This is a genomic window from Paenibacillus larvae subsp. larvae, from assembly GCF_002003265.1.
GTDB classification, from domain to species: domain Bacteria; phylum Bacillota; class Bacilli; order Paenibacillales; family NBRC-103111; genus Paenibacillus_H; species Paenibacillus_H larvae.
In genome coordinates this window covers 1,850,810-1,877,359 of sequence record NZ_CP019687.1, presented here as the reverse complement: position 1 = coordinate 1,877,359, position 26,550 = coordinate 1,850,810, and the positions used below count along the sequence as shown (strand labels likewise).

At 46.2% G+C, this 26,550-nt stretch carries 23 protein-coding genes and 2 pseudogenes; 22 read left to right on the top strand and 3 right to left on the bottom strand.

The annotated features are described in order from the left end of the window. The first annotated feature begins 9 nt into the window (after positions 1-9). From thrC to yajC, 12 genes and pseudogenes are all read left to right on the top strand, one after another. Positions 10-1,074, top strand: coding sequence for a threonine synthase (gene thrC, locus BXP28_RS09700; protein ID WP_036656376.1), 1,065 nt, complete (start codon positions 10-12; stop codon positions 1,072-1,074). 69 nt (positions 1,075-1,143) lie between these two features. After that, complete coding sequence (gene thrB, locus BXP28_RS09695) at positions 1,144-2,109, top strand: homoserine kinase (RefSeq protein WP_023482984.1); 966 nt, start codon at positions 1,144-1,146, stop codon at positions 2,107-2,109. After that, on the top strand, positions 2,106-2,972 hold the full coding sequence (gene pheA, locus BXP28_RS09690; RefSeq protein WP_023482985.1) for a prephenate dehydratase: 867 nt from the start codon (positions 2,106-2,108) through the stop codon (positions 2,970-2,972). Before thrB ends, pheA begins: the two co-directional genes overlap by 4 nt. An 18-nt stretch (positions 2,973-2,990) precedes the next feature. Next, the gene (ilvE, locus tag BXP28_RS09685) at positions 2,991-3,869 is read left to right on the top strand and encodes a branched-chain-amino-acid transaminase (RefSeq protein ID WP_023482986.1); all 879 of its coding nucleotides are present in this window, start codon (positions 2,991-2,993) and stop codon (positions 3,867-3,869) included. 171 nt (positions 3,870-4,040) lie between these two features. Continuing rightward, positions 4,041-5,918, top strand: coding sequence for a LysM peptidoglycan-binding domain-containing protein (locus BXP28_RS23510; protein WP_052304517.1), 1,878 nt, complete (start codon positions 4,041-4,043; stop codon positions 5,916-5,918). 358 nt (positions 5,919-6,276) lie between these two features. Next, positions 6,277-6,957: a BofC C-terminal domain-containing protein gene (locus BXP28_RS09675; protein ID WP_023482761.1), complete on the top strand. Its 681-nt coding sequence runs from the start codon at positions 6,277-6,279 to the stop codon at positions 6,955-6,957. A 154-nt stretch (positions 6,958-7,111) separates the two neighbouring features. Next, the gene (gene ruvC, locus BXP28_RS09670; RefSeq protein ID WP_036656380.1) at positions 7,112-7,615 is read left to right on the top strand and encodes a crossover junction endodeoxyribonuclease RuvC; all 504 of its coding nucleotides are present in this window, start codon (positions 7,112-7,114) and stop codon (positions 7,613-7,615) included. Beyond that, positions 7,612-8,235 (top strand): Holliday junction branch migration protein RuvA, encoded by a 624-nt coding sequence (gene ruvA / locus BXP28_RS09665; RefSeq protein ID WP_023482763.1) that lies wholly within the window; start codon positions 7,612-7,614, stop codon positions 8,233-8,235. Before ruvC ends, ruvA begins: the two co-directional genes overlap by 4 nt. Positions 8,236-8,253: 18 nt before the next feature. Further along, positions 8,254-9,258 (top strand): Holliday junction branch migration DNA helicase RuvB, encoded by a 1,005-nt coding sequence (gene ruvB, locus BXP28_RS09660; RefSeq protein ID WP_023482764.1) that lies wholly within the window; start codon positions 8,254-8,256, stop codon positions 9,256-9,258. Positions 9,259-9,367: 109 nt separating this feature from the next. Beyond that, positions 9,368-10,461: pseudogene (queA, locus tag BXP28_RS09655) on the top strand (tRNA preQ1(34) S-adenosylmethionine ribosyltransferase-isomerase QueA). 5 nt (positions 10,462-10,466) lie between these two features. Beyond that, the gene (tgt, locus tag BXP28_RS09650; protein WP_024094745.1) at positions 10,467-11,603 is read left to right on the top strand and encodes a tRNA guanosine(34) transglycosylase Tgt; all 1,137 of its coding nucleotides are present in this window, start codon (positions 10,467-10,469) and stop codon (positions 11,601-11,603) included. Between the two features lie 18 nt (positions 11,604-11,621). Then, complete coding sequence (gene yajC, locus BXP28_RS09645) at positions 11,622-11,936, top strand: preprotein translocase subunit YajC (protein WP_036656384.1); 315 nt, start codon at positions 11,622-11,624, stop codon at positions 11,934-11,936. A 252-nt stretch (positions 11,937-12,188) separates the two neighbouring features. Here the strand turns inward: yajC and BXP28_RS09640 are convergent, their stop codons facing one another. Continuing rightward, entirely contained in the window at positions 12,189-12,569 is a 381-nt protein-coding gene (locus BXP28_RS09640; RefSeq protein ID WP_023482768.1) for a TIGR04086 family membrane protein, read from the bottom strand. Between the two features lie 206 nt (positions 12,570-12,775). Between BXP28_RS09640 and BXP28_RS09635 the strand changes: the two genes are divergently transcribed. Next, positions 12,776-13,462, top strand: a complete 687-nt coding sequence (locus BXP28_RS09635) for a DUF421 domain-containing protein (protein WP_023482769.1) — start codon at positions 12,776-12,778, stop codon at positions 13,460-13,462. 47 nt (positions 13,463-13,509) lie between these two features. Here BXP28_RS09635 and spoVB read toward each other — a convergent pair whose 3' ends face one another. Then, complete coding sequence (gene spoVB / locus BXP28_RS09630) at positions 13,510-15,075, bottom strand: stage V sporulation protein B (RefSeq protein ID WP_023482770.1); 1,566 nt, start codon at positions 15,073-15,075, stop codon at positions 13,510-13,512. A 159-nt stretch (positions 15,076-15,234) separates the two neighbouring features. Here spoVB and BXP28_RS25565 point away from each other — a divergent pair, with 159 nt between their 5' ends. From BXP28_RS25565 to BXP28_RS09600, 6 genes and pseudogenes are all read left to right on the top strand, one after another. Next, positions 15,235-15,567 carry a post-transcriptional regulator gene (locus tag BXP28_RS25565; RefSeq protein WP_023482771.1) on the top strand — a complete coding sequence of 111 codons (333 nt, stop codon included), beginning with the start codon at positions 15,235-15,237 and terminating at the stop codon, positions 15,565-15,567. Positions 15,568-15,676: 109 nt separating this feature from the next. Next, positions 15,677-16,908, top strand: a pseudogene (secD, locus tag BXP28_RS09620) (protein translocase subunit SecD). Beyond that, positions 16,898-17,878 (top strand): protein translocase subunit SecF, encoded by a 981-nt coding sequence (gene secF, locus BXP28_RS09615; protein ID WP_023482773.1) that lies wholly within the window; start codon positions 16,898-16,900, stop codon positions 17,876-17,878. Before secD ends, secF begins: the two are co-directional and overlap by 11 nt. A 75-nt stretch (positions 17,879-17,953) precedes the next feature. Continuing rightward, entirely contained in the window at positions 17,954-18,910 is a 957-nt protein-coding gene (locus tag BXP28_RS09610; RefSeq protein ID WP_023482774.1) for a cation diffusion facilitator family transporter, read from the top strand. A 23-nt stretch (positions 18,911-18,933) separates the two neighbouring features. Continuing rightward, positions 18,934-21,375, top strand: a complete 2,442-nt coding sequence (gene recJ / locus BXP28_RS09605) for a single-stranded-DNA-specific exonuclease RecJ (protein WP_036656386.1) — start codon at positions 18,934-18,936, stop codon at positions 21,373-21,375. Next, positions 21,372-21,884, top strand: coding sequence for an adenine phosphoribosyltransferase (locus tag BXP28_RS09600; protein ID WP_023482777.1), 513 nt, complete (start codon positions 21,372-21,374; stop codon positions 21,882-21,884). Before recJ ends, BXP28_RS09600 begins: the two co-directional genes overlap by 4 nt. Before the next feature lie 66 nt (positions 21,885-21,950). Here BXP28_RS09600 and uraA read toward each other — a convergent pair whose 3' ends face one another. Next, entirely contained in the window at positions 21,951-23,216 is a 1,266-nt protein-coding gene (uraA, locus tag BXP28_RS09595; RefSeq protein ID WP_023482778.1) for a uracil permease, read from the bottom strand. A gap of 231 nt (positions 23,217-23,447) precedes the next feature. Between uraA and BXP28_RS09590 the strand changes: the two genes are divergently transcribed. The 3 genes from BXP28_RS09590 to BXP28_RS22710 all read left to right on the top strand — a co-directional run bounded on the left by BXP28_RS09590 (position 23,448) and on the right by BXP28_RS22710 (position 26,439). Then, entirely contained in the window at positions 23,448-25,634 is a 2,187-nt protein-coding gene (locus BXP28_RS09590; protein WP_077585028.1) for a RelA/SpoT family protein, read from the top strand. A gap of 32 nt (positions 25,635-25,666) precedes the next feature. Continuing rightward, on the top strand, positions 25,667-26,119 hold the full coding sequence (gene dtd, locus BXP28_RS09585) for a D-aminoacyl-tRNA deacylase (RefSeq protein WP_023482780.1): 453 nt from the start codon (positions 25,667-25,669) through the stop codon (positions 26,117-26,119). 143 nt (positions 26,120-26,262) lie between these two features. After that, positions 26,263-26,439, top strand: coding sequence for a hypothetical protein (locus BXP28_RS22710; protein ID WP_158225731.1), 177 nt, complete (start codon positions 26,263-26,265; stop codon positions 26,437-26,439). The last annotated feature ends 111 nt before the right edge of the window (positions 26,440-26,550 follow it).

Here is a 26,550-nt window from a genome sequence, read left to right as displayed (position 1 = left end):
GCGACTGTAATGAGATATATGGGTCTATTGGAAGATTATGCTGCTTACTTGCCGGTGAATGAACGTACTCCCAAATTGACACTCCATGAAGGGAATACACCGTTAATAGAAGCTAAAAAACTATCAGAACAATTGGAACTTCATATTTATTTGAAATACGAAGGATTAAACCCTACGGGTTCCTTTAAAGACCGGGGCATGGTGATGGCCGTAGCGAAGGCAGTGGAGGAAGGCAGCAATACAATAATGTGTGCCTCTACGGGCAACACATCAGCAGCTGCGGCAGCATATGCGGCCAGGGCAAACCTGAATTGCATTGTTCTCATTCCAAATAATAACATAGCACTTGGCAAGCTGGCCCAGGCGGTTATTTATGGTGCAAAAGTCATCGCCATCGAAGGCAACTTCGACCGTGCGTTGGAAATTGTAAGAGACATTACTACCAAGCATCCGATTACTCTTGTAAATTCGGTGAATCCTTATCGGATTGAAGGTCAAAAAACAGCGGCTTTTGAAGTATGTGACCAATTAGGTAAAGCACCGGATTATCTGGCTATTCCTGTAGGAAACGCAGGAAATATCACGGCCTACTGGAAAGGATTTAAGGAATATCATGAGGCCGGGCGTTCTTCCTCCCTTCCAAAAATGATCGGATTTGAAGCGGAAGGGGCTATGGCAATTGTCAAAGGGGAGCCGATCCGTGAACCTGAAACTATTGCAACAGCAATTCGTATAGGCAATCCGGCAAGCTGGGATGGAGCTGTCCGTGCAGCTGAGGAATCTGGGGGAAGCATAGATTATGTAACCGATAATGAAATCCTGGCAGCCTATAAATTGCTTGCTTCAGAGGAAGGCGTATTTGCTGAGCCTGCTTCAGCGGCTTCTTTAGCCGGTGTGATCAAGAGAAAACAGCATGGTTATTTTAAGAACGGGGAAACAGTAGTATGCGTCTTGACTGGGAACGGACTTAAGGACCCTAATGTGGCCCTAAATAGTGTTCAAGTGGAGCCGATTTTTGTGCCGGATACTGAAGAGGATGTTATGAAAGCTATTCAGCTGCTTGATAGCAATTAAAGCTTAAAGCCTTGTTCTGGAGTATTGGATAGAGAATAGACTGGCGAACGATAGGAGTGACACAGCCGGATGAAACAAACTGTATGGATTCAGGTGCCCGCAAGTACGGCCAATCTCGGCCCCGGGTTTGACTCTCTGGGGATGGCATTGAATTTATATGCCTGGATCGGAATGGGCTTTACAGATAGAACAGAAATTCACGTTTATGGTAACCATTTGGAGGGAATTCTGACAGATAAAAGCAATCTCATTTATAAAGTGGCCCAGCAAGTATTCAAAAAGGCCGGGCTGCCTGAGCAGGAGCTGTACATTGAAATGGCCAGTGATATTCCTCTGACCCGGGGGCTTGGGAGCAGTGCCTCGGCTATTGTTGGAGCATTGTACGCCGCAAATACCTTAATAGGGTACAAGCTTTCCCGGGATGAACTATTCCAAATGGCCTCGAAGCTGGAACAGCATCCCGATAATGTCGGTGCCTCTTTGTTCGGCGGTATTATTGCGGCCTACTGGGACGGAGAACGGGCGGAGTATATCCGTTTGCATCCTCACGAACAACTCGAAGCGCTTGTTGCTATTCCAGATTTTCAGCTTTCTACAAGTAAGGCGCGGAATGTCTTACCCACGGAAATCAGGATGAAAGAAGCTGTTTTTAACATCGGGCATGCTTCCCTGCTTGTAGCTGCTTTGGCCACCGGGAATCTGCCGATGATTCGCCACGCAATGAAAGATTGCCTGCACCAGCCTTATCGCGCCCCCCTTATCCCGGGTATGGAGCGGATTCTGCGTGAAGCGGTTGACCACGGTGCCCTAGGGGCTGCACTCAGTGGTGCTGGACCGACTATGTTGGCCCTGGTAGACACCCGCAGCGAGCAAAAAGAGGAACTTGAACAGTTCCTGCTTGAAATCTTTACCCATGAAGGTGTAACCGCAAAGACACTCTGGCTTTTTCCTGACCTTGCGGGAGTGCAGGAACTTAAAGAACGCCCCAATAAGTTAGCAGAGGCGGACCGGATGAAGGAGGCCGGAAATCAATGAAACGTGTAGCCTTGCTTGGCCCCGGGACTTTCTCCGAGGAGTCGGTACGTTATTTTATGAAAGACCAGGATATTGAATACGTCCCGTACAAAATTATTTCGGATGTATTTATCTCAACAGCGAGCGGGGAAACCGATTATAGTGTTATCCCTATCGAAAATACAATCGAAGGATCAGTTAGCCTTCATTTGGATTGGCTTGTACATGAGGTGGATCTGCCTATTCAAGCAGAATGGGTGTATCCTATTGATATGTGCTTAATCGGAGCAAGTTCACTTGCACAGGAAAAGGAGTTTGATGTGACCAAGCTGGCCAAGGTAGTATCACATCCTGTTGCAATCGCTCAATGCCGGCAATTTTTGCTGGATTATCTTGCTCACGCTGAAGTCGAGCAGGTCAGCTCAACAGCTGAAGGGGCCAGACTTGTTGAACAATGGAATGATCCGCAGGTTGCGGCTATCGGCACTTTGCAGGCAGCGAGGCTATATCATCTTCCTGTCTTGGCTTCACAAATCCAGGACCATCAGGAAAATTGTACAAGGTTTGCTCTGATTGGCAAGGAACCGCTTAAAGCGTTCCGGTCTCTGAAGGGAATTGTCAAAACGACGATTTTGATTACACTCCCCGAAGACTACCCTGGGGCGTTGCATCAAGTGCTGTCTGCTTTTTCCTGGAGAAGAATCAACTTAACAAGAATTGAATCCAGACCGACCAAGAAAAAATTGGGGAACTATTATTTTTTCATTGACTTGGAAGGCTCAGCGGAATCGGTACTTATCGCATCAGCTTTTCAGGAAATAGAAGCCATTGGCTGTCAAGTCAGGCTTTTAGGATCTTATTTTAGCTATACTATCGAAACATAATTATGGAGGTGGGATACCATGACGCAATGGATTTATATGAATGGAAAATACGTAACAAAAGAACAGGCACAAGTTTCAGTTTATGATCACGGTTACTTATACGGTGACGGCATCTTTGAAGGTATCAGGGTATATAATGGTAACATCTTCCGTTGCAAAGAACACCTGGACCGTTTATATGACTCCGCTAAATCAATTATGCTGAACATTCCCTTAAGCTATCAGCAGATGCAGGATGCCCTGGTTGAAACAATCCAACGCAATGAATTAAAAGACGGCTACATCCGTTTGATTGTTTCCCGGGGACCCGGAGACCTGGGACTTGATCCGACACGGTCCCCAAAGGCAAGTGTTGTGATTATTGTAGAACAGCTGTCTATTTATCCGGAAGAAGCGTATGTGAACGGGCTGAATACCATCTCCGTATCCACCCGACGTAATATACCGGATGCGATCAATCCCAAAATTAAATCTCTGAACTATCTGAATAATATTCTTGTTAAAATTCAGTCTAACCTTTCCGGTGTTGGAGAGGCGATCATGGTCAACTCACAAGGGTTTGTAGCTGAAGGTTCCTCCGATAATATCTTTATTATCAAACGTGGCATAGTATATACTCCCCCTTGCTATTGTGGCGCTCTTGAAGGGATTACAAGAGGCGCGATTATGGATATTTGTAAACGGGAAGGAATCGAACTACGGGAAGAACCGTTTACCATGCATGATGTTTATGTGGCAGATGAAGTTTTTTTCACTGGTACAGCCGCTGAAGTGATTGCCGTCCGCCAAGTAGACGGCCGTGTAATCGGGGAAGGAAAAGCGGGACCGATTACTACGAAATTACTTAAATCTTTCCGAGAAATTGTTGAAATCGAAGGCGTAAAGGTATACGAATAATAGGTCCTACGGTTTTTTAACTTGTCTGTCTCTTATCCGGTGAACGCGGATAAGAGATTTTTTTATTTTAAAGATGTCAAATGCCTAGAACCTGCATAAAATGTACTGTCATGCTGATACGGCACATGGATGGGCATTTTTGCATAATGATTATGAAGGAGGTTGTAGGCGTTGAAAATCCATATGGTAAAAAAAGGGGAATCCCTTTATAGTATCGCCCAGAAATACAACGTAAATCTGGATACGCTGATTGAGGCTAATCCGCAGATTGCCGATCCGAATAAGATTGACGTTAGAATGAAAGTGAAGATTCCAAGTGCCCCTGCTCCAGCTGAACTGAGCGAACCTTCTCACTATGCGCATAAGCATATTGTCAAGCAGGGAGATACCCTCTGGAAACTTTCGAAAGCTTGGGGAATTCCTCTGAAGGCTTTGATAGATGCCAATCCCCAGTTAAAGAACCCCAACATCTTATTGACGGGGCAAACCGTGTATATTCCTAAACCGGGTGGAGAAGGGGAGGAAGGTAAAAAGAATACGGCTCCGATTCCCCATGGCCCGGGAGGGAAGAAAAGTACGGCTCCAATTGAAAAAATGGAGGAAGAAGTCCCTGCGATGCCTCCTGAACCTGAAGCTGCCCCCATTGTGTTTGAAGTAGACGTGGAGGTTGAAAAAGAGGAGACGCTGGTCATAGAAAAAAAGGTGGAGCCGGAACCAATCGTTGTAGAGGAACCCTGCCCTCCGGAACCCTGTCCGCCCGAGCCAATTGTTGTAGAGGAACCCTGCCCTCCGGAACCTTGTCCGCCCGAGCCAATTGTTGTGGAGGAACCCTGCCCTCCGGAACCCTGTCCGCCCGAGCCAATTGTTGTGGAGGAACCCTGCCCTCCGGAACCCTGCGAACCAAGTTTTGTTGAGCCCTGTCTTCCGGAACCCGGAGTACAATTTGGGCAAGCGGAAATCAAGGAATCTTCAGACGATGATTTCTGGATGCCAATGCTCCCTCATGTAGAGCTTCCACCGATGGATCCTCTTTATGGGAAGGAAGAAATAAAGACTGAGGCAGTGTATCCGTTCAGCCAATTTCAAGTTCCTGCAACTCCGGTAATGGCTCCTTATCAGGCACAGATGTCTGCCCCAGTTTGGGAAGGTGCTGAAATGCCCCAAAGCTGGGCGATGCAGGAGACACAAATGGAAACTTATATGCCCATGCAAGAACTTCATTATCCGTATCCGACGGTTATGCCTTCCCCTTACTATCCGGTAGTTTATGAGAAAAAGGACTGTGGTTGCGGCTGCGGTGACAAGAAGAAAAAGGAGTATACCGGGAAATGGGAAGAACCTGGCTATCTGGAGTATGAAAAACCGGCAGATAGTCATCATAAATACCCGGCGCAACAAGAGCACGCTTATGATCAACATAAATATCCGGTGTATTATGAGCACGCTTATGATCAACATAAATATCCGGCGAAACATGAGGATGCTTATGGTCACCATAAATACCCGATGTATTATGAGCACGCTTATGATCAACATAAATATCCGGCGAAACATGAGGATGCTTATGATCTCCATAAATACCCGGTACATTATGAACACGCTTATGGTCACCATAAATACCCGATGTATTATGAGTACGCTTATGATCATCATAAATATCCGGTTGCTTACTCAGTTCCTTGTTATCCCTTTTATCAGCCATCTGGCTTCCCCGCGTACCCAATGCAGCCATACAGCTGGGATATGAGGGAATATGGCATATCACCTGTACTCGGCCAACAGGAAATGGCCTATCCTCCTGCTTTTGAAGCTCCTTCATTTCCGAGGGTAGATACAGAAGGGAAAGATGAAGCTTATATCCACCGTTATAAAGAAGAGGAAAATCAGGAAGCAGGCAGTGTCAATATCCGGAAAGCGGATAACAAGAAGACAAGAAAACCATCAGGCCGTTCCAAGAAGGTAGGTATCTCCTCTTCTTCAAAGAAAAAGTCAGGCAGAAACCCGTTTCAAGAGCCAGTACGGGAAAACATGCCCTGGATTAATTACTAAATTATTCGATTTTCCGGTAAAGCAAATGCTGCTGCTTTATCTTGTTTACCAACCAACCGCTTATTTTTAACGTGAGAGTAACGATTTTACCGTTACCTCACGTCATTTTTTATTTAGGATGAATCAATTTCATAACTTAGATTTTCACCCGAACGGGTACAAGATATAGTTAAATCTGGACCGTATTTATCTATATCTTCTCTACTAAGCGCTCACCAGTTGTATTATGAAATTGATTCAGGATAAGAAAATTTAGCCTTCCTTTACTTTGTTTTTCGGGGTGAAACTATTCGCCAGAATAAAAAAACGGAACTTCGGGCAAGATTAAACAAACACTCTGTGCTGAAAAGAATGGAAGGTGATCGTTTTGAATAATCTGTGGAAGCAGCTTAAGAAAAAATGGAAACTGAGACGCAGAAGGTTTAAATTCGGTGTATTCCTTCTTTTGGCTGGGGTATGCCTGATTATGTATAACCAGTTCGGTCTCCATGTACAAGATGTTTTGCTACCCCAATCCGGTAAACAATCTGAGGAGTTAAGCGAAGGGGACAAGCAGCAAAAGAAAATCTTGCTTGAAATCGAGAAATCCGGGCTTGATAGAGAAACGATTATACGTAAGCATTATATCTGCGGTGAAGAGGAGCAAAGGATTGGCAAGAAAAAGGCAGAGGAAATCATCAAGCTTCATCAAAGCCATCCCGATTGGCAGATGCTGATTGGAGAGAACGGAAATGTTTTGTTCACTCAGGATATTGAAGACCTGTCTCCCGCATGTAAGCAAAACGCCTATTTTGGAATTGACCAGCAAGGAAACTTCTCTCTGTTTGAAGGAGAGCCCAAGAAGGAACAGGTCCTCCGTACCTTCTTTCAATTAAACATCCACTCTCTGGAGAGCAGTCTTCCTAAGGAAACGGTTGACCAGCTTTATGAGGGGATTCGTGTGAAAGACGTGGCAGAATATAACAGCGTATTATCCACATTTGGGGACTATGCTGTAGAAGAAACGGAAAAAGTAATGTCCCCCGCCGGACATCCCTGATGTAATCTGGAGATTAAAAAATCACCTCCTGTATTCACTAAAAGAGAGAAGCAGAAAGCAAGAAAGCTTCTCTTTTTTGTTTGGCTTTGTCCAATAATCTGCTATAATGACTAATGACACATATGTTCGCTTTTTGGGATAGGGGAGTAAGGTTGTGCGAATTTTAGGAATTGACCCTGGCATAGCCATAGTGGGCTTCGGTTTTATTGATAAAGTGAGTAGCAGGCTTGTTCCTGTTCAATACGGAAGCATTCAGACGGAGGCATATACAGACCCGGGACTTCGACTCAAGCAAGTGTATGAGGCTACCGGGGAGCTGTTGGACAAATACAAGCCGGACGCGGTTGCTTTCGAGAAATTATTTTTTAACCGTAACGTGACTACAGCTTTTTCTGTTGGTCAGGCGAGAGGGGTTATGATTTTGGCATCGGTCCAAAGAGGCCTGCCCATTGCTGAATATACACCTCTTCAAGTGAAACAGGCTGTAGTTGGATATGGAAAAGCGGAGAAAAAACAGGTTCAGGAAATGGTCAGAATGTTTTTGAAGCTATCTGCTGTACCTAAACCGGATGACGTTGCGGACGCGCTCGCGGTGGCCATTTGTCATGCCCATTCTTCGTCTTTGCAAGCAAAATTAAATGAGGTATATAAACGATGATTGATTATTTGCGAGGCCAATTAGCTGTTCGGGAAATGGATTATGTAGTCATAGATGTACACGGTGTGGGATATCAGGTATTTTGTTCAAATCCATTCGGTATTTCTGCCCGGGAAGGCGAGGAAGTAACCTTATTTATTCATTATCATGTCCGTGAGGATGCACACTTACTGTTCGGTTTTACAACAAGAGAGGAACAGACGCTTTTCCGCAAGCTGATAGAGGTTTCAGGTATTGGCCCGAAAGTGGCTCTCGGAATTCTGACAGGGGGGAGGCCCGATGCGGTCATTGCTGCCATACAGCAGGAAAATGTGGGCTTCCTGACAAAACTGCCGGGAATCGGGAAAAAAACAGCACAGCGTATCATTTTGGATTTGAAAGATAAACTGGGGTTATTGCCGGCATCTATTGTGGATGAAGTTGCAGTTCTAACCGCTGAGGCAGAAAGAAACTCGATGGAAGGATGCTGGGCAGAAGCTAAGCAAGCCCTGCTTGCCCTTGGGTATACGGAGACGGAAGCTGACCGTACCTGGCATCTCATACAGAAAGATGTGAAGCCGGCTGATCCGGTGGATACCGTTACCAAGCTTGCATTAAAAGCCTTGTTCCAAGGGTTGTAGCTAGAGGAGGACATCCGTATGGATGATCGAATTATCTCTGCCAATTTAATGATGGAAGATCAGCAGATGGAGCTAAGCCTCCGGCCTCGTTATTTGGCGGAATATATTGGACAGACACAAGCCAAAGAAAATATGAAGGTTTATATAGAAGCAGCCAAGATGAGACAGGAAGCATTGGATCACGTGCTGCTTTACGGCCCCCCGGGTCTTGGGAAAACCACACTTTCCACCATCATTGCCAACGAACTTGGTGTTAATATACGGACCACCTCAGGACCGGCGATAGAGCGCCCTGGTGATCTAGCGGCCATTCTTACGAATTTGCAGGAAAACGACGTGCTTTTTATTGATGAAATTCACCGTCTGCATCGTACCGTTGAGGAAGTGCTTTATCCGGCGATGGAGGATTTTGCCCTGGATATTATTATCGGGAAGGGACCAAGTGCCCGTTCGGTAAGGCTGGACCTGCCGCCGTTTACCCTTATTGGGGCTACCACTAGGATTGGGCTGCTTTCCGCTCCATTGCGCGATCGTTTTGGAGTTGTTAGCCGTTTGGAGTATTATACGGTAGATGAGCTTGCCTTCATTGTAACGCGTGCCGCAGACATATTAAATGTACAAATAGTCGGGGAAGCCGCACAGGAAATCGGAAGGAGAGCCAGAGGTACACCGCGGATTGCCAACCGTCTGCTTAAACGTGTCAGAGACTTCGCACAAGTACGCGGAGACGGAATTATCTCGCTGGATATAGCCAAAGCAGCATTGAAACTCATCCAGGTAGATGATTTGGGACTGGATGAGATTGATCATAAAATGCTGCGGGCAATCATTCTCAGCTTCCGTGGAGGCCCGGTTGGACTTGATACCATTGCAGCCACTATCGGAGAGGAGAGCCAGACTATCGAGGAAGTATACGAGCCTTACCTTTTGCAGATCGGCTTCCTGCAGCGGACTCCGCGCGGGAGAATGGCCACCCTTCAGGCTTATGACCATCTCGGATTACCTAGACCGGAATCTAAGTGAAAAAAGTAAGTTCGGTAACGGTTTTTCGCACCGGGACCATTTGAATTTGTAAGAATGGACGGGTATACTAAACACAAACTATTTTGCTTACAAGGAATGATTTCATAACATGGATGTAGAATCTTTTGATTTTGAGCTTCCGGAAGAACTAATTGCCCAAACCCCTCTTTCTGACCGGACGCAATCCAGATTAATGACTTTGAACAAAGAGACCGGAGAAATCGGACATCATACATTCAAGGACTTGGCGGATTATTTGAAAGCCGGGGATTTGCTCGTACTGAACGATACACGGGTAATTCCAGCCCGGCTTTTTGGTTTAAAAAAAGATACAGGGGCCAAAGTAGAACTTCTTCTTCTGAAAGACCTAGGTGACAATCGCTGGGAAGCCCTTGTCCGCCCGGGTAAAAAAATAAAGACAGGAGCGGAACTTGTATTTGGTACCCAAGCAGAAGCCGATGAGCCGGTTTTGTCTGCAATTGTTGAAGAAGAAGGGGAGATGGGGGCAAGAATAGTCCGGTTTTCTTACCGGGGTATATTTAATGAAATTCTCGATAGACTGGGAGAAATGCCTCTGCCGCCGTATATAAAAGAACAGTTGAATGACAGAGAAAGATACCAAACGGTTTTTGCAAAACATGCCGGGTCTGCGGCGGCCCCAACGGCAGGGCTCCACTTTACGGAGGAATTTCTGGAGGGGCTAAGGGGTCAAGGAGTACGCATCGCCTTTATTACCCTTCATGTCGGACTCGGTACTTTCCGTCCGGTATCGGTTGACCGGGTAGAAGATCATAATATACATGCGGAATATTACATTCTTTCCGAAGAAACAGCCCGTTTGGTGAATGAAACCCGTGCTCAGGGGGGCGGGTTATTGCAGTGGGCACTACCTCGGCACGTACTTTGGAAACCGCCGCGGGATTAAGCCATTCCCAGGGATATATCGATGGGGAAGGAAGAACGCTTCTCCACGCATGCAGCGGATGGACCAGCATTTTTATATATCCGGGGTACGAGTTTCGGGCAGTGGATGGATTATTGACAAATTTTCATTTGCCTAAATCGACCTTGCTGATGCTGGTCAGTGCTTTGGCTTCAAGAAAGTATATCCTGCATGCTTATGCGGAAGCTGTCAAAAACCGTTACCGGTTTTTCAGTTTTGGAGACGCCATGTTTATATATTCCAATCAGAGTAGGAAGTGAGATTATTGCCAGCAGTCAAATATGAGCATATTAAAACATGCAAACAGTCCGGAGCCCGGCTTGGACGGGTTCATACTCCACATGGAGTTATTGAAACCCCCATTTTTATGCCTGTGGGAACTTTGGCGACCGTAAAAACGATGAGTCCGGAAGAATTAAAAGAAATGAACGCACAAATTATACTTAGTAACACATACCACCTCTTTCTTCGGCCAGGACATGATATCGTGAAGGCAGCAGGGGGACTGCACAAATTTATGAATTGGGACCGTCCCATATTAACTGATAGTGGTGGATTTCAGGTTTTCAGCTTGAGTGATATCCGAAAAATAACCGAAGAGGGAGTTGCTTTCCGTTCCCATTTGAATGGAGATAAGCTGTTTATTTCCCCTGAAAAAGCAATGGAAATTCAAAATGCCCTCGGTTCAGACATTATGATGGCTTTTGATGAATGCGCCCCTTACCCAGCTGATTACGAGTATGTTAAACAGTCCATGGAACGCACAACCCGGTGGGCTGAACGCTGTCTGCAGGCCCATAAACGTCCTGAAGACCAGGCTTTATTCGGAATTGTTCAAGGAGGAATGTACCGGGACTTAAGGGAAGAAAGTGCGAAGCAGTTGACTTCCATTGATTTCCCGGGGTATGCTATTGGTGGACTTAGTGTAGGCGAGCCCAAGCACCTGATGTATGAGGTATTGGATTACACCACACCGCTGCTTCCAACGAACAAACCTAGATACTTAATGGGGGTAGGATCTCCTGACGCGCTGATTGAAGGCTCTATTCGCGGAGTAGACATGTTTGATTGTGTATTGCCTACCCGAATCGCGCGCAATGGTACTGTCATGACCAGTTCAGGACGTCTGGTGGTTCGCAACGCGAAGTATGCAGAGGATTTTGGCCCGCTTGATCCAGAATGCTCCTGTTATACATGTAAACATTACAGCCGTGCATATATCCGCCATCTGATTAAAGCGGACGAAACTTTCGGCATCCGGCTGACAACGTATCATAACCTTCACTTCCTGCTTGATCTTATGCGTCAAGTCAGGGAAGCGATACGTGAAGATCGTTTACTGGACTTCCGGGATGAGTTTTTTGCAAAGTATGGTCTTTTTGACAATGAGAAAGGATTCTAGAAAGGAGGAAATCATTTAATGATGCAACTTGCTGCTGCACAGCAAGCAGGCGGAATGGGATTTTTGTTTACTTACGGTCCGCTTATTCTTATGTTTGTTGTGCTGTATTTCTTGCTGATCCGTCCTCAGCAGAAAAGACAGAAAGCACGTAATTTGATGCTGTCTAATCTTAAAAAAGGGGACAAGGTAGTTACGATCGGAGGACTGCACGGTTCTATCGTGGAAATTACAGACGATGTAGTAGTTCTTCGTGTGAATGACACCACTAAGTTAACCTTTGACCGCGGTTCCGTGAATACCGTAGTAAACAGCACAGTATCTGACAAGGAATAAATGTGTTGGCAGATAAGACCAGCAACAGGTTTTACAATGGTCTTATTATGGATGCAACTTGCTTGTCCGTATAAAAAAACAGGTGTACTCAAAAGAGATACCTGTTTTTTTAATCTCCGGCATTACGCTGCTTTAGGAGATCATAATGAACCTGGAGAATATTAAATAGGGTACGTCACCTCTGAAAATGGAAGAAAATAAACATTTCAAAGTTCTGTCATTATATCACAACACGCCGTTCCATGCGGTGAATTATTTTTTGGTGTTGACTCCGAGCATGCCTCCTATGCAACCGGCGAGCATGCAGCAGGCCAGCATGATGAAGGAGCGCAGGCTAAGATGAATATTTAAAGCCAGAAATCCAATAATCCACATGAGAATACAGTAAATACCGGACAATAGCAAACCGTAATACCAGCCCTTCCGGCCGGCTTTTTTACCTGCGGTCCAGCCTCCAATAAACATAGAGATTAAATAGTTTAAAAAACTGTAGGTACCAAGAGATGATTCCTCGGCACTGCTCATCCACACAAACAGGGATGAAAGTATTGTAATCACAAGCATGGTCAGGCAAGATGCCAAGAGACCGCTGAGAAGAGGAGATGAGAAGCGGAACCGGCTTCCTTTTTCCATAAGTTCCAAATAAATCCCGTCCTTTCTATCATGAATATATTCACCTTATTGCTTTCATTGTATGGGTCAAATGCCATATATAGTACAAGTTCGAACGGGAATGGAATAGCTGCCAAGAATTATGCAAGAGAAGAGTGGTATGTGCCCTATGGAAGGAGGTGACACTACCTGAAGACATACACATAACTGGGTGGGAGGCAGCTTATATGGATATTTGGATCATTTTTTTGAGGACGGTGCTGATCTATTTTGTAGTGTTCATTATGCTTCGGATAATGGGCAAACGAGAGATTGGAAAATTGTCACTCTTCGATCTGGTTATCTCCATTATGATTGCTGAAATCGCGGTATTTGTGCTTGAGGATTCAGCCAAACCTTTAATAACGGGGCTTGTGCCGATGCTGACACTGGTATTGATCCAACTGGGAGTGGCTTATTTGACATTAAAAAATGAGAGTATCCGGCGGTTATTCGATGGTAAACCGAGTGTGCTTATCAACAAGGGCAAGCTGGATAGGGAAGAGATGAAAAAACAGAGATATAACCTGGACGATTTAATTGTACAGCTTCGTCAACAACGGGTCATGAACGTTGGGGATGTAGAATTTGCTATATTGGAACCTTCAGGCAAGCTGAGTGTTTTTGAAAAACAAAGTATACACCAAAAAGGAGACGATGAAGAGTTCAATTCCTGCACCCCCAAGATCCGTTATGCGGGTCTGCCGGTTCCGCTTATTATGGACGGCAAAGTACAGGATGGTAACCTGGCTGAAATTGGACAAACCCGTTTCTGGCTAAAAAAAGAGCTTCAGGAAAAAGGCGTTGAAGATTTTAAAGATGTATTCTACTGCAGTGTAGACCATAAGGGACAGTTGTACATTGACCGTAAATAGCATACTTAACCTTTAGATGCTTCTAACATTTTCAGGTTATGGTGTGTTCATTTGATCAGATTCTTCCCCATATGAAGAATACGCGAGAAATCGCGGACATGAAGTAAACCCAAGGCAATGAGGGCGAGAAGATAAAGCACAAGTCCCAGAGAAGCGGAAAGAAGAAAAAGGACAAACAGTTTTTGACCCGCGAAAGCCAGAGTACTTAAATAGATACCTGACCCTGTTAACAGCATGGACAGCCCTACTTTCAGAAAATCGCCTCCTTCCAGGGTAAACCTGACCGTTTTCATGACGGTTGCAGCATGAAGAAGAGTAACCAAGACAATGTTGATGTTGATTGCCATTATGGCACCTAGAATGCCCATTTCGGGCCTACTGGCCAGAAAATAGATGAGCCCTAGCTTAACAATCGAGCCGACCAGGGTATTCACCAGAGCATTTCCGGGCTTATCCAAAGCCTGGAGGGCCGCTTGAAGGGGGGCCTGAAGATAAATAAAAAGGGCAATAGGAGCCATCATTTTCAACATCACTGCAATATTGGGATCTTTGTACATAAGGGAACAGATCGGTTCCGCCAGAACAAACATTAGAACAGCAAAAGGTGCCCCTGTTATCAGAGCAAGCCTTAATGCCTGGTTTAATCGTTTATGGATAGTGACGGTATCTTTTCGTGCCAGTGCAGCACTGAGAGAGGGGATAAGCGATACGGATAGTGAGTTTGTCAGGGCACTGGGAAGCAATAAAATAGGCAGAATCATTCCTTGCAAAACCCCGTACTGGGCGGTAGCTACACTGGTTGAAATCCCTGCCAGGAGCAGGCTTTGTGTAAGAAGAATGGATTCAAACAAATAAGAAGTTGCACCAACCAGTTTGCTTAGGGTAACCGGAATGGAAATCCGGAGAATTTTGCGTAAATTGGATAGCCGGTTTCCGGTCTGGCTGGTACCGATATGTGCCTTCAAACCCCCGCCTTCGCGCTGTTTCTTGTTATTATAATGAAAGATTAGAACAAGCATTCCGCAAACCTCACCGGTCAGTACCCCGACCATAGCACCCGCCGCAGCCATAGGAATGCCGTAAGGAAGCATCAGGTAGGCAAAGATAAGAACAAATACAATTCGGACCATAGTCTCTACAGTTTGTGAAATGGCAGTCGGAATCATATTTTGTTTTCCTTGAAAATAGCCTCTGAAAACGGAAGATACCGCAGCCATCGGAATAATTGGAGTCATACAGAGAAAAGTCTCATAAACCCGTGAATCCGTTAAAATATGGGTGGAAATCCATTTGGCGCTGATAAGACAAAGTAAAGTGAACAAAGCTGCGAGCAGCATGGACAGAGCCAGGGAAATCTTAAGTATGCTTCGGCTTCTTTTCTCATTGTGTTCCGCCTCTGCTTCCGCCACCAGTTTTGCAACTGCAAGAGGAATTCCGCCAGTTATTAGGGTAAGAATGACAATTAAGAACGGCCAGCCCATCTGGTAGAGACCTACTCCTTCTGCTCCGATGACACGCGGGAGCGTCATGCGCGGAATGAACCCGAGAATACGGTTTAAAATGCCTGCCGCAAGCAAAATTAACGTTCCTTTAAGAAAACTCTGTTTGGTCATTGTTCATTCCATCCCCCTAGTCCCGGTATACTTATGGATATGCGGGGGTAGTCCAAGCTCATGCAAACATTTTGTCCAGGCGATTTCAGGTTTAGCAGGAAAAAGGAAATCGTAAAGCGAATACTCAATACAGGATGATAACAGTTAGGAGGGGACAGGATGAATCCGGATGAAAAAAAGGCAGCAGGGCCCGATCAAAATGAAGCCTCACAGCAAGCAGAGGCAACTAAAGATGATCAGGAGGACGTTTACCTTTCTGACGAAGAATGGAACGATATGATCCAATTCTTAAGCGCAAGTAAAGTAGAAGAATTTAAGCTGATCGGTTACGAACATGTGACGGTAGATGAGATTTGGGAGTGCATTAGCGACAAATATAAGAAGCCCGGAATTCCTCCCCTGCATCAGGTTGTCAACGATATCTTATCCTTAAAGGCTACCCAATTTATGAACTGGCTGACGATAAACGCCTATAAACAGCCCTATTTTTGACCGGATAGGGCTGTTTGTTTTGTGAGTGTCCGTATAGCGGCCAAATTGACTCGTTTTTAAGCGGTAGTTATAATAGGAATATTGAGTATGGAAGGGAGAAAGGCAAGAGATGGACTGGAAGAGAATCTCGATTTTTTTTATGACCATCCTCGTAACACTGGCAATTGTGTTATGGACAAGTCCTAATCTGGTCAAACAGATACGGCTCGGATTGGATTTAAAAGGCGGTTTTGAAATTTTATACGTAGCCAGCCCGCTTGAAGAAGGGAAACCGGTTACCAAAGAATCTCTTAAGGAAACCGCGAAAAGCCTGGAAAAACGGGCTGATGCTATAGGTATTGCCGAGCCTGAGATCACGACGGAGGGAAACGACCGGATTCGTGTTAGACTGGCTGGCGTAGAGAATGAAGAACAGGTCAGGGAGATTATCAAAAAGCCGGCTGACCTTACATTCCGGGGCCGGACGGCACAGTGGAGCTTAACGGCAGTGATTTTGTTGAAAACGGGGCAGCCGTGGGCTTTGATAATTTAAACAAACCAATGGTTCAGGTGAAAGTAAAAGACAAGGACAAGCTGAAGAAAGTAACGGAAAAGTTACTTCAGAAACCTTTGGCTATTTACTTGGATGATAAACAATTGTCAGCGCCGGTTGTACAATCGGTCATTTCGGAAGGAACGGCTACCATTTCCGGAAACTATACAGTTCAGGAGGCTAATGAGCTCAGGGATACGATTAACCTTGGAGCAATGCCGCTGAAACTGACGGAAAAGTACACGCAGTCCGTGGGAGCAACGCTTGGACAACAATCCATGAAACAGACCGTTGAAGCCGGAATTATCGGTGCTACTGTCATCCTGTTGTTTATGGTTCTGTATTACCGTGTACCGGGACTGATTGCCGCTTTCACGTTGATTTCTTATATATGGCTGATGCTCCTGGTCTTTAATCTTATTCATGCAACGTTAACCCTTCCGGGTATTGCAGCCCTCGTACTCGGAATCGGAATGGCGGTTGATGCCAACATTATTACGTATGAGAGAATTAAGGAAGAGATCCGCAGCGGCAAGAGCATCCTGTCTTCCGTAAAAGCAGGGTCCAAACACTCCCTTCGTACAATTATGGACGCCAATATCACAAACCTGATTGCCGGTATCGTGCTTTATTACATCGGAAACGGGGCTATCCGGGGATTTGCCCTGACACACATGCTCAGTATTGGGGTCAGTATATTGACTAACGTTGTTTTGTCGCGCTTTCTGCTTCACCTGCTGATCCGCGGGAAATTGGCCAAGAAGCCGTCCTATTTCGGTGTGAAGGAGGCGGAAATTCGTGAGCTCTGAGAAGAAAAAAAAAGAAATCAGAAAGATTCCGGGTCATCATGCAATTCATGATGCGGATAATATCAAATTCGATTTTGTCAATCACCGTAAAATCTTTTTTTGGATTTCCACAATCATCATAGTTATCGGGGTCATTGTCCTTTTTTGGAAGCAAATGAACTTTGGGGTAGACTTTAAAGCAGGAACGTCCATGGACATTAATGTCGGACAATCCATAACTCAAGAGCAGGCCAAAGATGTGTTTGCCAAATCAGCTGTAGACCCTCAGCCGGCTGCCGTATCAGTAGGGGGAGAAGGCAACCAGCGAATCTCTGCCCGTTTTGATAAAGATTTGCCGGACGCGGATATTAAGAAGATTCAGGCTGCGTTCAAAGAAGCCTATGGAGACAAGGTATCTCAGGAAGTTAATACAGTCTCCCCAGAGATTGCCCAGGAAATGGGGATTAAAGCAATTATTGCCGTGCTGATTGCGTCCGTTTTTATCAGCATTTATGTAAGTATCCGCTTTGAGTGGCGTTTTGCTCTGGCAGCAATCATTGCCATATTACACGATGCCATGATCGTAATCTGTATGTTTGCCATTTTCCGCTTCGAAGTGGATTTGCCTTTCGTGGCGGCGGTAATGACAACAGTCGGATACTCTATTAATGATAAAATTGTTATCTTTGACCGGATTCGCGAGAATATGCGTTTTTCCAAGCTCAAAACCGAGCAGGACGTGGTATACCTTGTCAATCATAGCATCTGGTCTACGATGGCCCGTAGTATCAATACAGTTGTGACGGTGCTGTTTGCAGCGCTTTGCCTGTTCATATTCGGCAGTGAGTCGATCAAACTGTTTGCACTGGCCAAACTGATCGGACTGGCTAGCGGTGCCTACTCTTCCATTTGCATTGCAAGCCCGCTGTGGTTCATGTTTAAGCGGAAATCACTTGGTTCTAAACCAAAGGTCGCATCAGTAAAACAATAATAGCAGGGCCGCGTGAATTTTTCCGCGGCTTTGCCTTTTCGTTAGAGCCCAACATTTTCATAGGGAAGTGTCGAGATGACAGACGTACGTTTTTCGAAAGCAGATTTTGCCGCATGGATGGGAGTCATAGGGAATGTGGGATTGGCTGCTTTAAAAGGCGTCGTAGGCTTCATGTCCGGCAGTTTGGCTTTGGTGGCAGATGCAGTTCATTCCGCAGCGGATGTAGCCGGGTCTGTGGCTGTGTTGAAAATTTCCAGAAGTGCAAGAATGCCGAAAGAGGACGCAAACTCCCGATATTCTCAAAAAGCAGCCATCATCGTTCCCGTTCTTTTCTCGGTTATGTTAATGATTGTGGGATTGGAATTGTCTCTTCTTGCTATTAAAACAATTGCAAGGGGAGTTCAAGCGCCGCCTGGACGAATGGCGCTGGTTGTTATTGTTTTGTCGATTGTATTGAAAGAAGCCTTGTTCCGCTACAGATTCAGAACGGGAACACAGCCGGTTGCAGGCTCCATTTGGAGCAGTACCTGGTCATATCGTTCCGATGTATATTCTTCCTTGACAGCTTTCGCCGGGATCGGAGTTTCCCTCCTTGGGGAAATGTACAATAAGTCCTGGTTGTATATGCTTGATCCTATGGCAGGTTTAATTGTTGCCCTGTTTATTATTCATATGGGATTTCGTCTGATTATTGAGCTTATTCATAACACAATTGATCAGATGATGCAGCAGGAAGATACAGAGGTGTTTATTGAAGTTGTCCACCAGACAAAAGGAGTCATTACAGTGGATGACCTCAAAACAAGAGAACAGGGACATTATGTTATTTTGGAAGTGAAAATTTCCGTAAACCCGAAAATATCCGTACTAGAGGGGCATGACATTGCCCAACATGTGAAAAAGCAGGTTATGAGGAAATTCAGTCATGTTTCGGATGTCATCGTGCAGGTTAATCCTTATGATGTCGGCTTTCCGTACAGGCAGCAAGATGTAAAGTCCTCAGTCGATGATTATCCGACCCTGCTGCACTAGATGATGGTTTAGGAGGAACAACGTTGCTTCATTCCAAAGCAAGATGGCAGACTGGCTGTGCAGAATCCTCCGTTGTCCAAAAGCTGGCGGAGGCTCACCATCTGGATACTCTGACAGCCCGGCTGCTGGCGCTTCGGGGCATTACGACCCCTGAAGCGGCAGAGTCATTTTTACATAGCAGACAGGACGGATTTCACGACCCTTTTTTGATGAAGGATATGAAAAAAGCCGTGGACCGGATCCGTCTTGCTGTGGAACATAAGGAATTTATCCGAATATATGGGGATTATGACGCTGACGGTGTTACCAGTACCTCATTAGTCATGTTTTTACTTCGAAAAATAAAAGCGCGTTTTGATTACTACATTCCCCATCGAGTTCGTGAAGGTTATGGATTAAACAGGCAAGCCGTTGAAAAGGCGGCTGAAGACGGCGTAGATTTGATTATTACCGTTGATACTGGTGTAAGCGCTGTGGAACAAGTAACTTATATTCAGGAACTGGGTATGGACGTCATTGTGACGGATCACCATGAGCCGCCGGACATTTCGCCTCAACCGCTGGCTTTGGTCAATCCCAAGCAAGCGGATTGTCCCTATCCTTTTAAGCATTTGGCAGGTGTCGGGGTGGCTTTCAAGCTTGCCCACGCTTTGCTGGACAGAGTGCCGGAAGAATTATTGGAACTGGTGGCAATTGGTACGGTAGCGGATCTGATGCCCTTTCATGGGGAAAACCGCACAATCGTCAAAATGGGGCTCAAACGCATGCAGCAATCCGCTTTTCCGGGTATACGGGCTTTGCTGAAAATAGCTGGAATCGAGAGTCAGCAGGTTACCTCTACCCATCTTGGCTTTGCCGTCGGCCCACGGCTTAACGCAAGCGGCAGGCTGGGTTCGGCCAATAATTCTGTAGAACTGTTGATTACCGGAGATTCCGGACGGGCAAATGAACTTGCCCAGCTTCTGGATGAGCTCAACCAGGAGAGACAGCGGATTGTTCGGGAAATAAATGAAGAAGCCCTGGCTATTGCAGCAGAGCAGGTCCAAAAGGGAAATACGTTTCTGGTCGTGGCTAAACCAGACTGGAACGAAGGAGTAATCGGCATTGTCGCATCTAAAATCGTAGAAACCTATTATCGGCCTACCATTGTATTCAGCATGAACGACGAAAGCGGTCTTGCCAAAGGATCTGCCCGTTCTATAGAAAGTTTTGATATGTACGAAAATTTGACGGCATGCAGGGAACTGCTGGAGCATTTCGGGGGGCATCGGTCTGCTGCCGGAATGACTATAAAACAGGAGCATATTGATGCACTTCATCGTCAGCTGGATCATCAGGCCAAGGCTTTACTGGGGCCTGATGATCTGGTTCCTGTGATCCGGGCGGATGCGGCCTGTCACCTTAAGGATGTTCCGCTCGGCTGGATTGAACAGCTCCAAAAGCTGGAACCTTTTGGAGCGAGTAATCCGTCGCCGCAGTTTATTGTAGAGAATCTGCGGTTGACGGATCTGCGGCTTCTTGGCAGGGACAAGAAGCATATGAAACTGGTGCTTTCCGAGAGCCAGGGAGAAAGCACCGTCCAAATCGAGGCGCTGGGATTCGGTAAAGCTCACCTTAGTGAGCTGATTTCCCCGACGGCGCGCCTAGATGTTCTGGGTGAGCTGGGCATCAACGAATGGAACGGCATCCGCCGCCCCCAGCTCACCCTGAAGGATCTCCGGATCACGGAGATCCAGCTGTTTGACTGGCGCGGCACGGCCGATGCCGCCGCCAGGATGGACAGCCTCAAAGCCGCGCTTGCCGCGTCCGAAGGCTGTCCTGACATGCCGGCGGTCGTGGCATTCGCCGGGATGCATCATCATGCGCTCCCGCAGCGCATGGATGCCCTTGGCTGCCCGTTGTGGATATGGCGGGCAGGACGCGGCCTTAAGCCGGCCAATGAGCGGGCTCAGGGACTTGTCTTCGGGCAGATGGCTGACATTGTGCTGTATTCCCTGCCAACCACCCTGGGGGCCGTGGAACAGGTACTTGCCCAGGCGGAGTGCCTAGAGCGGTGCTATGCAATGTTTAAGGACGAGAGATCCTCTGCAGAAACAGGTATGCCTAGCCGGGATCAGTTCAAACTGGTTTACGGTTCGGTATTGAAACAGGGAAGCTGGGACGTGAAGGATCAGCGACTGATGACCTTATTCAGCCGTCGAAGCGGATTATCTCCGGCCATGATTGAATTCATGCTGACTGTCTTTGGAGAGCTTGGGTTCATTCAGGAACATGAAGGAAGGTACGTCCCGGTGCCTTCTCCAGCCAAACAAGATTTATCCAAATCCGCGAGCTATCAGGAGAGGATGAAACTGACCGAAGTTGAACAGTTTTGTTTCTATTCATCAGCTTCTGAGCTTCATCAGTGGCTGCTGAAACAGCGGATGGAAACCAGTAAAGAAGTATTGGAGGAAACAACGAAATGAATTTCAAAGACTACATCCGGGTGATTCCCGATTTCCCTCAACCGGGGGTACGTTTCAAGGATATCACTACCTTGCTTCGGGACGGTAAAGTATATAAAGAGGCCATTGACGAGCTTGCCGGGCTGGTAAAAGAACTTAACATCGATGTCATTGCAGGACCGGAGGCGAGAGGTTTTGTGGTAGGAGCTCCGTTGGCTTATGCCCTTGGAGTGGGATTTGCCCCCATCCGGAAAAGCGGTAAGCTTCCGGGAGAAACGGTTGAGGCTGATTATTCTCTGGAGTACGGTAAAGACAAGTTGGCAATGCATAAGGATGCCATTCAGCCGGGACAGCGTGTGCTGATTGCTGATGATTTACTTGCGACTGGAGGAACGATCCAGACGTCAATTAACCTGGTGAAACAGCTGGGGGGAGAAGTAATAGGCGCGGCTTTCATGATCGAACTGTCTTATTTGAACGGCCGTGAGAAACTTGGAGATATTCCTACCTTTACATTGATGGAATATTAAAACCATTATAGTAAAGCCACTTTTTCGCGGTTGGCGGAAAAGTGGCTTTTTCCAAAAAGGTCATGATTATTCGTTGGACCACTTTAGTTTATCAATGATGTTGAAGAACAATCCTAACAGAATGGCAATCACGGTGGCCAAAGCCATTCCTTTCATTTCAAAGTTGCCCCATTTGAAGGCCGCTCCACTAATTCCGATAATGAGAACAACAGCTGTCAAAATCAGATTTTTCGGGTTGGAATAATCTACTTTGGCTTCAACCAGCATGCGGACCCCGGAACCGGCGATAACTCCAAACAGGAGGATGGATACCCCTCCCATAACCGGGACAGGAATCGTCTGAATCAGGGCGGCCAGTTTGCCGACAAAGGAGAGGACAATGGCCATCACTGCGGCACCGCCAATGATCCATATGGAGTAGACGCGCGTTAAGGCAAGGACGCCGATGTTCTCACCGTAAGTAGTATTGGGAGTAGAACCTACGAAGGAAGAAATAACAGTGGATACTCCATTGCCCAATAAAGACCGGTCCAATCCGGGATCTTTGGATAAATCCTTCCCTACGATGTTGCTGGTCACAATTAAATGTCCGATATGTTCAGCTACGACAACAAGGGCGGCCGGTACAATTATAGCGATGGAAGACCAATCCCACTTCATTATATAGAAGGTAGGCAGATCAAACCATTTGGCTTCCCGAACGATGGAAAAGTCCACAATGCCCAAAAAAGCGGCAAGTGCATATCCTACAATAATAGAGATAAGGATAGGGATGATTTTCATAAAGCCCCGGAACATTACGTTGCCGACAACGGCCGTTAACAGTGTCACTAAGGATACGGCTATTACTTTCGGATCAGGTGACCAGCCTTCCGTACCCGCAGAAGCTACGAATCCGGCCATGTTAGCGGCAGTCGGTGCAAGTTCAAGTCCGATAACGGCAACAATAGCTCCCATGGCTGCCGGAGGGAATACTATCTCAATCCAGCCGGTGCCCACAGCCTTGACTAGCAGTCCGATAAGGCAGAAAACCAGACCCACTACAAGAAAACCTGAAAGTGCGGCTTCATAACTGCGCGTCGAGATAACGATCAGAACGGGTGAAATAAAGGCAAAGCTGGAACCTAAATAAGCCGGGATTCTTCCCTTGCAAAGGAAAATATAAATAAGGGTCCCAATCCCGTTCATAAGCAGGCAAATGGCCGGGTTTATTTGTAAAAGCATCGGAACAAGCACCGTTGATCCGAACATCGCGAAAAGGTGCTGCAGACTTAAAGGAATACTCTGTAAAAAAGGCAATCTTTCGTCTACCTGGATAACGCGGTCTTTCATGTATGAATATTCCTCCTTCAATTTGTATGGAATGTACGGAAAAAAGTCCTTAGGACAATATAATCAAAAATGCGAAATTCGTCTATCCTTATTTTTCGATTTTCGCATGTTTTTGTAGAAGTTTGTTGAAAAAAAGTCCATTTTGTCTTCAATGCGCGGACAAAGAGTTGACGTAACGCCCACCATACAGGCATAATGGATTAAAATCACTAATAAGGAATGGATCAATCCATGGGAATTGAACAGCTACTTGAAAAAGCGGCGAGTTTTATAAAAAAAGAGGAATTACAGCGAATTCAAGAGGCGTTCGAATTTGCCGAGCGGGCCCACCATGGACAAATTCGCAAGTCAGGAGAGCCTTACATCTTGCATCCGCTGGCAGTGGCTGAAATCTTGGTGGATATGGGAATGGATCCCACCTCCATTATTGCGGCCCTGCTTCATGATGTCGTGGAAGATACCACCGTTTCTTTGGAAGCTGTTGAACAAAAGTTCGGCCATACCTGCGCCATGCTTGTTGACGGGCTTACCAAGCTGGAAAGAATCAAATTTAAGTCCAAGGAAGAACAGCAGAACGAGAACTACCGGAAAATGTTCGTTGCTATGGCGCAGGATATCCGGGTTATTTTAATCAAATTGGCCGACCGTCTTCATAATATGCGCACACTTAAATATCAGTCGGAAGAAAGTCAGCGGCGCATTGCCTACGAAACCCTTGAGATCTATTGTCCCATTGCTCATCGTCTTGGAATTTCCGCTATTAAATGGGAAATGGAAGACATTGCTCTTCGGTATCTCAATCCCCAGCAGTATTACCGGATTGTCAATCTCATGCAGAAAAAGCGCGCGGAACGGGAGCAATATATTGAAGACGTTATCGCTAAGATGAAAGAAAAACTGAAGGAAATGGGAATTGAAGGAGATATCTCCGGCCGCCCTAAGCATATTTACAGCATTTACAGGAAGATGACGGTACGCAATAAACAGTTCAACGAGATTTATGATCTGATGGCTCTTCGTGTCCTTGTGGACAATATCAAGGATTGTTATGCCGCACTGGGGATTATTCATACCTTGTGGCGTCCAATGCCCGGGCGTTTTAAGGATTATATCGCTATGCCCAAAACTAATATGTATCAGTCTCTGCATACAACAGTAATTGGACCCAAAGGTGAGCCCCTCGAGGTGCAAATTCGCATCTGGGACATGCATCGAACAGCAGAGTACGGGATTGCGGCCCACTGGGCATACAAAGAGGGAACGACCGTTCCCAATAATTCGTTTACCGATAAAATGAACTGGTTCCGAGAAATTCTGGAACTGCAAAAGGAAACCTCTGATGCCGCTGAGTTTATGGAATTCATGAGGATGGATTTCTTTACGGACTTTGTTTTTGTTTTTACGCCCAAAGGGGAAGTTATTGAGTTGCCGGCCGGATCTGTACCGCTGGATTTTGCTTACCGGATTCATACTGAAGTTGGAAACCGGACGATTGGAGCAAAAGTCAATGGGCGTATTGTTCCCTTAGATCATCAGCTCAATACAGGAGATATTGTTGAGATCCTAACCTCCAAGCATTCGTACGGCCCAAGTCAGGATTGGCTTAAAATTGCCCAGTCTTCCCATGCCCGGAGCAAAATCAAACAGTGGTTCAAAAAAGAGAAACGGGAAGAAAACGTCCTGAAAGGTCGGGATGCGATTGAACGGGAACTGAAACGCCTGGGTCTCGACCCTTCGGCCTTTATGACGGATGATCAGCTGCAGGAAGCCGCCAAGAAGTTTGCTTTTAATGATATTGATGATATGATGTCTGCAATCGGGTTCGGAGGTATAACGGCCGCCCAAATATGCACAAAGCTGACCGAGAAAATGCGGAGGGAAGCGGAAGAGGCAAATGCTCTTGAACTCACTAACGAGATCAAAGAGGTCAAAAGTGCCTCTCAGGAACAGCGGAAGAACAGACCTGTCAGCGGAGTCAGGGTTAAGGGAGTGGATAACGTACTCGTTCGTTTTGCCCGCTGTTGTAATCCTGTCCCAGGAGACCAGATTGTCGGCTATATTACACGTGGACGAGGTGTAACTGTTCACCGTAGCGATTGTCCGAATGTGGATTTAAATAATCCTGAGGAAATGAACCGTCTGATTGAAGTGGAATGGGCGGATGCTTGTGAATCCAACTTCCAGGTTGAGATTGAGATAACCGGTCATGACCGCCGGGGTCTGCTGAATGAAGTGCTTCAGGTCGTATCCGAAAGCAAAACTATGATTGCGGCTGTTTCCGGGCGCTCAGATAAAAATAAACTGGCCATGATTCATATGACGATCCTGATCCGGAACCGGGAGCATCTGCATTCGGTAGTGGAAAAAATTAAACGAATCCAGGATGTCTATTCTGTTCAAAGAATCATGCAGACATAAAGCCAGGTGTTGTTTTAGGAGGAAATTCGGAGATGAAAGTGGTAGTACAGCGAAGTAAAGAAGCTAAAGTAACGGTGGACGGGGAAACTGTCGGCCGTATTGAACGTGGTCTTGTACTTTTAGTCGGCGTAACTCATGAAGACACTGAAGAGGATGCCCGCTATTTGGCGGATAAAATTGCAGGTCTCCGTATTTTTGAGGATGACTCCGGGAGGATGAATGTATCGGTCCAGGATATCGGCGGACAAATATTGTCTATTTCCCAGTTCACTTTATATGGGGACTGCCGCAAGGGCAAGCGGCCTAATTTCATGGCTGCGGCCAAGCCGGAACAGGCAGATCCTTTATATGAGGCTTTTAACCGGAGACTGCGTGAACACGGTCTTCTGGTAGAGACAGGGGTCTTTGGAGCTATGATGGATGTGGATTTGATAAACTGGGGGCCAGTCACTTTGATTATAGAAAGCAAGTGCGTTCCTGAATGACAGGGAGATTGCCGCTAGAGGGTTAGACAAAAACTCTGCGGAAAGAAAGTTATCCGTTAGAGCCTGAATCCGTCTATGCTTGGATAAGGGAATGGCCGGGAAGCCAAACTATAGGCAATCCACCAAAAGGAGACCTGTAGTCGATGAGTGTGTCTCAAAAACACCGTAAACATATCTTAGGTGAGCATCAGCTTCTCCATTTATCCAGGGCCGAAGCAATGGTTTGGCAAACCCATTCCGGCGACAGCGATTTAACAGGAGAACCCAGCTTCGATAAACAAGCCGTAAAATCCGTTTCTTCTCCCGTCCGGTATAAGTAAGGCCGAGCGGGGCAGGGAACGGATTTTTTAAAATTAAGAAATTGAGCTGAACCTGGCATGGAGAATAAAAGTTTAGTAGAATGATAGTGCTCTTCCAAAGCATAATGGTAT

Excerpts from the sequence above, each read along its gene's own strand:
- thrC (WP_036656376.1), top strand. The coding sequence starts at position 10 with ATGAGATATATGGGTCTATTGGAAGATTATGCTGCTTACTTGCCGGTG.
- BXP28_RS22710 (WP_158225731.1), top strand. The coding sequence starts at position 26,263 with ATGAGTGTGTCTCAAAAACACCGTAAACATATCTTAGGTGAGCATCAG.
- yajC (WP_036656384.1), top strand. The coding sequence starts at position 11,622 with ATGATGCAACTTGCTGCTGCACAGCAAGCAGGCGGAATGGGATTTTTG.
- BXP28_RS09590 (WP_077585028.1), top strand. The coding sequence starts at position 23,448 with ATGGGAATTGAACAGCTACTTGAAAAAGCGGCGAGTTTTATAAAAAAA.
- dtd (WP_023482780.1), top strand. The coding sequence starts at position 25,667 with ATGAAAGTGGTAGTACAGCGAAGTAAAGAAGCTAAAGTAACGGTGGAC.
- BXP28_RS09635 (WP_023482769.1), top strand. The coding sequence starts at position 12,776 with ATGGATATTTGGATCATTTTTTTGAGGACGGTGCTGATCTATTTTGTA.
- pheA (WP_023482985.1), top strand. The coding sequence starts at position 2,106 with ATGAAACGTGTAGCCTTGCTTGGCCCCGGGACTTTCTCCGAGGAGTCG.
- ilvE (WP_023482986.1), top strand. The coding sequence starts at position 2,991 with ATGACGCAATGGATTTATATGAATGGAAAATACGTAACAAAAGAACAG.
- thrB (WP_023482984.1), top strand. The coding sequence starts at position 1,144 with ATGAAACAAACTGTATGGATTCAGGTGCCCGCAAGTACGGCCAATCTC.
- BXP28_RS09640 (WP_023482768.1), bottom strand. The coding sequence starts at position 12,569 with ATGGAAAAAGGAAGCCGGTTCCGCTTCTCATCTCCTCTTCTCAGCGGT.
- BXP28_RS09610 (WP_023482774.1), top strand. The coding sequence starts at position 17,954 with ATGACAGACGTACGTTTTTCGAAAGCAGATTTTGCCGCATGGATGGGA.
- ruvB (WP_023482764.1), top strand. The coding sequence starts at position 8,254 with ATGGATGATCGAATTATCTCTGCCAATTTAATGATGGAAGATCAGCAG.
- ruvA (WP_023482763.1), top strand. The coding sequence starts at position 7,612 with ATGATTGATTATTTGCGAGGCCAATTAGCTGTTCGGGAAATGGATTAT.
- spoVB (WP_023482770.1), bottom strand. The coding sequence starts at position 15,075 with ATGACCAAACAGAGTTTTCTTAAAGGAACGTTAATTTTGCTTGCGGCA.
- BXP28_RS25565 (WP_023482771.1), top strand. The coding sequence starts at position 15,235 with ATGAATCCGGATGAAAAAAAGGCAGCAGGGCCCGATCAAAATGAAGCC.
- BXP28_RS09600 (WP_023482777.1), top strand. The coding sequence starts at position 21,372 with ATGAATTTCAAAGACTACATCCGGGTGATTCCCGATTTCCCTCAACCG.
- uraA (WP_023482778.1), bottom strand. The coding sequence starts at position 23,216 with ATGAAAGACCGCGTTATCCAGGTAGACGAAAGATTGCCTTTTTTACAG.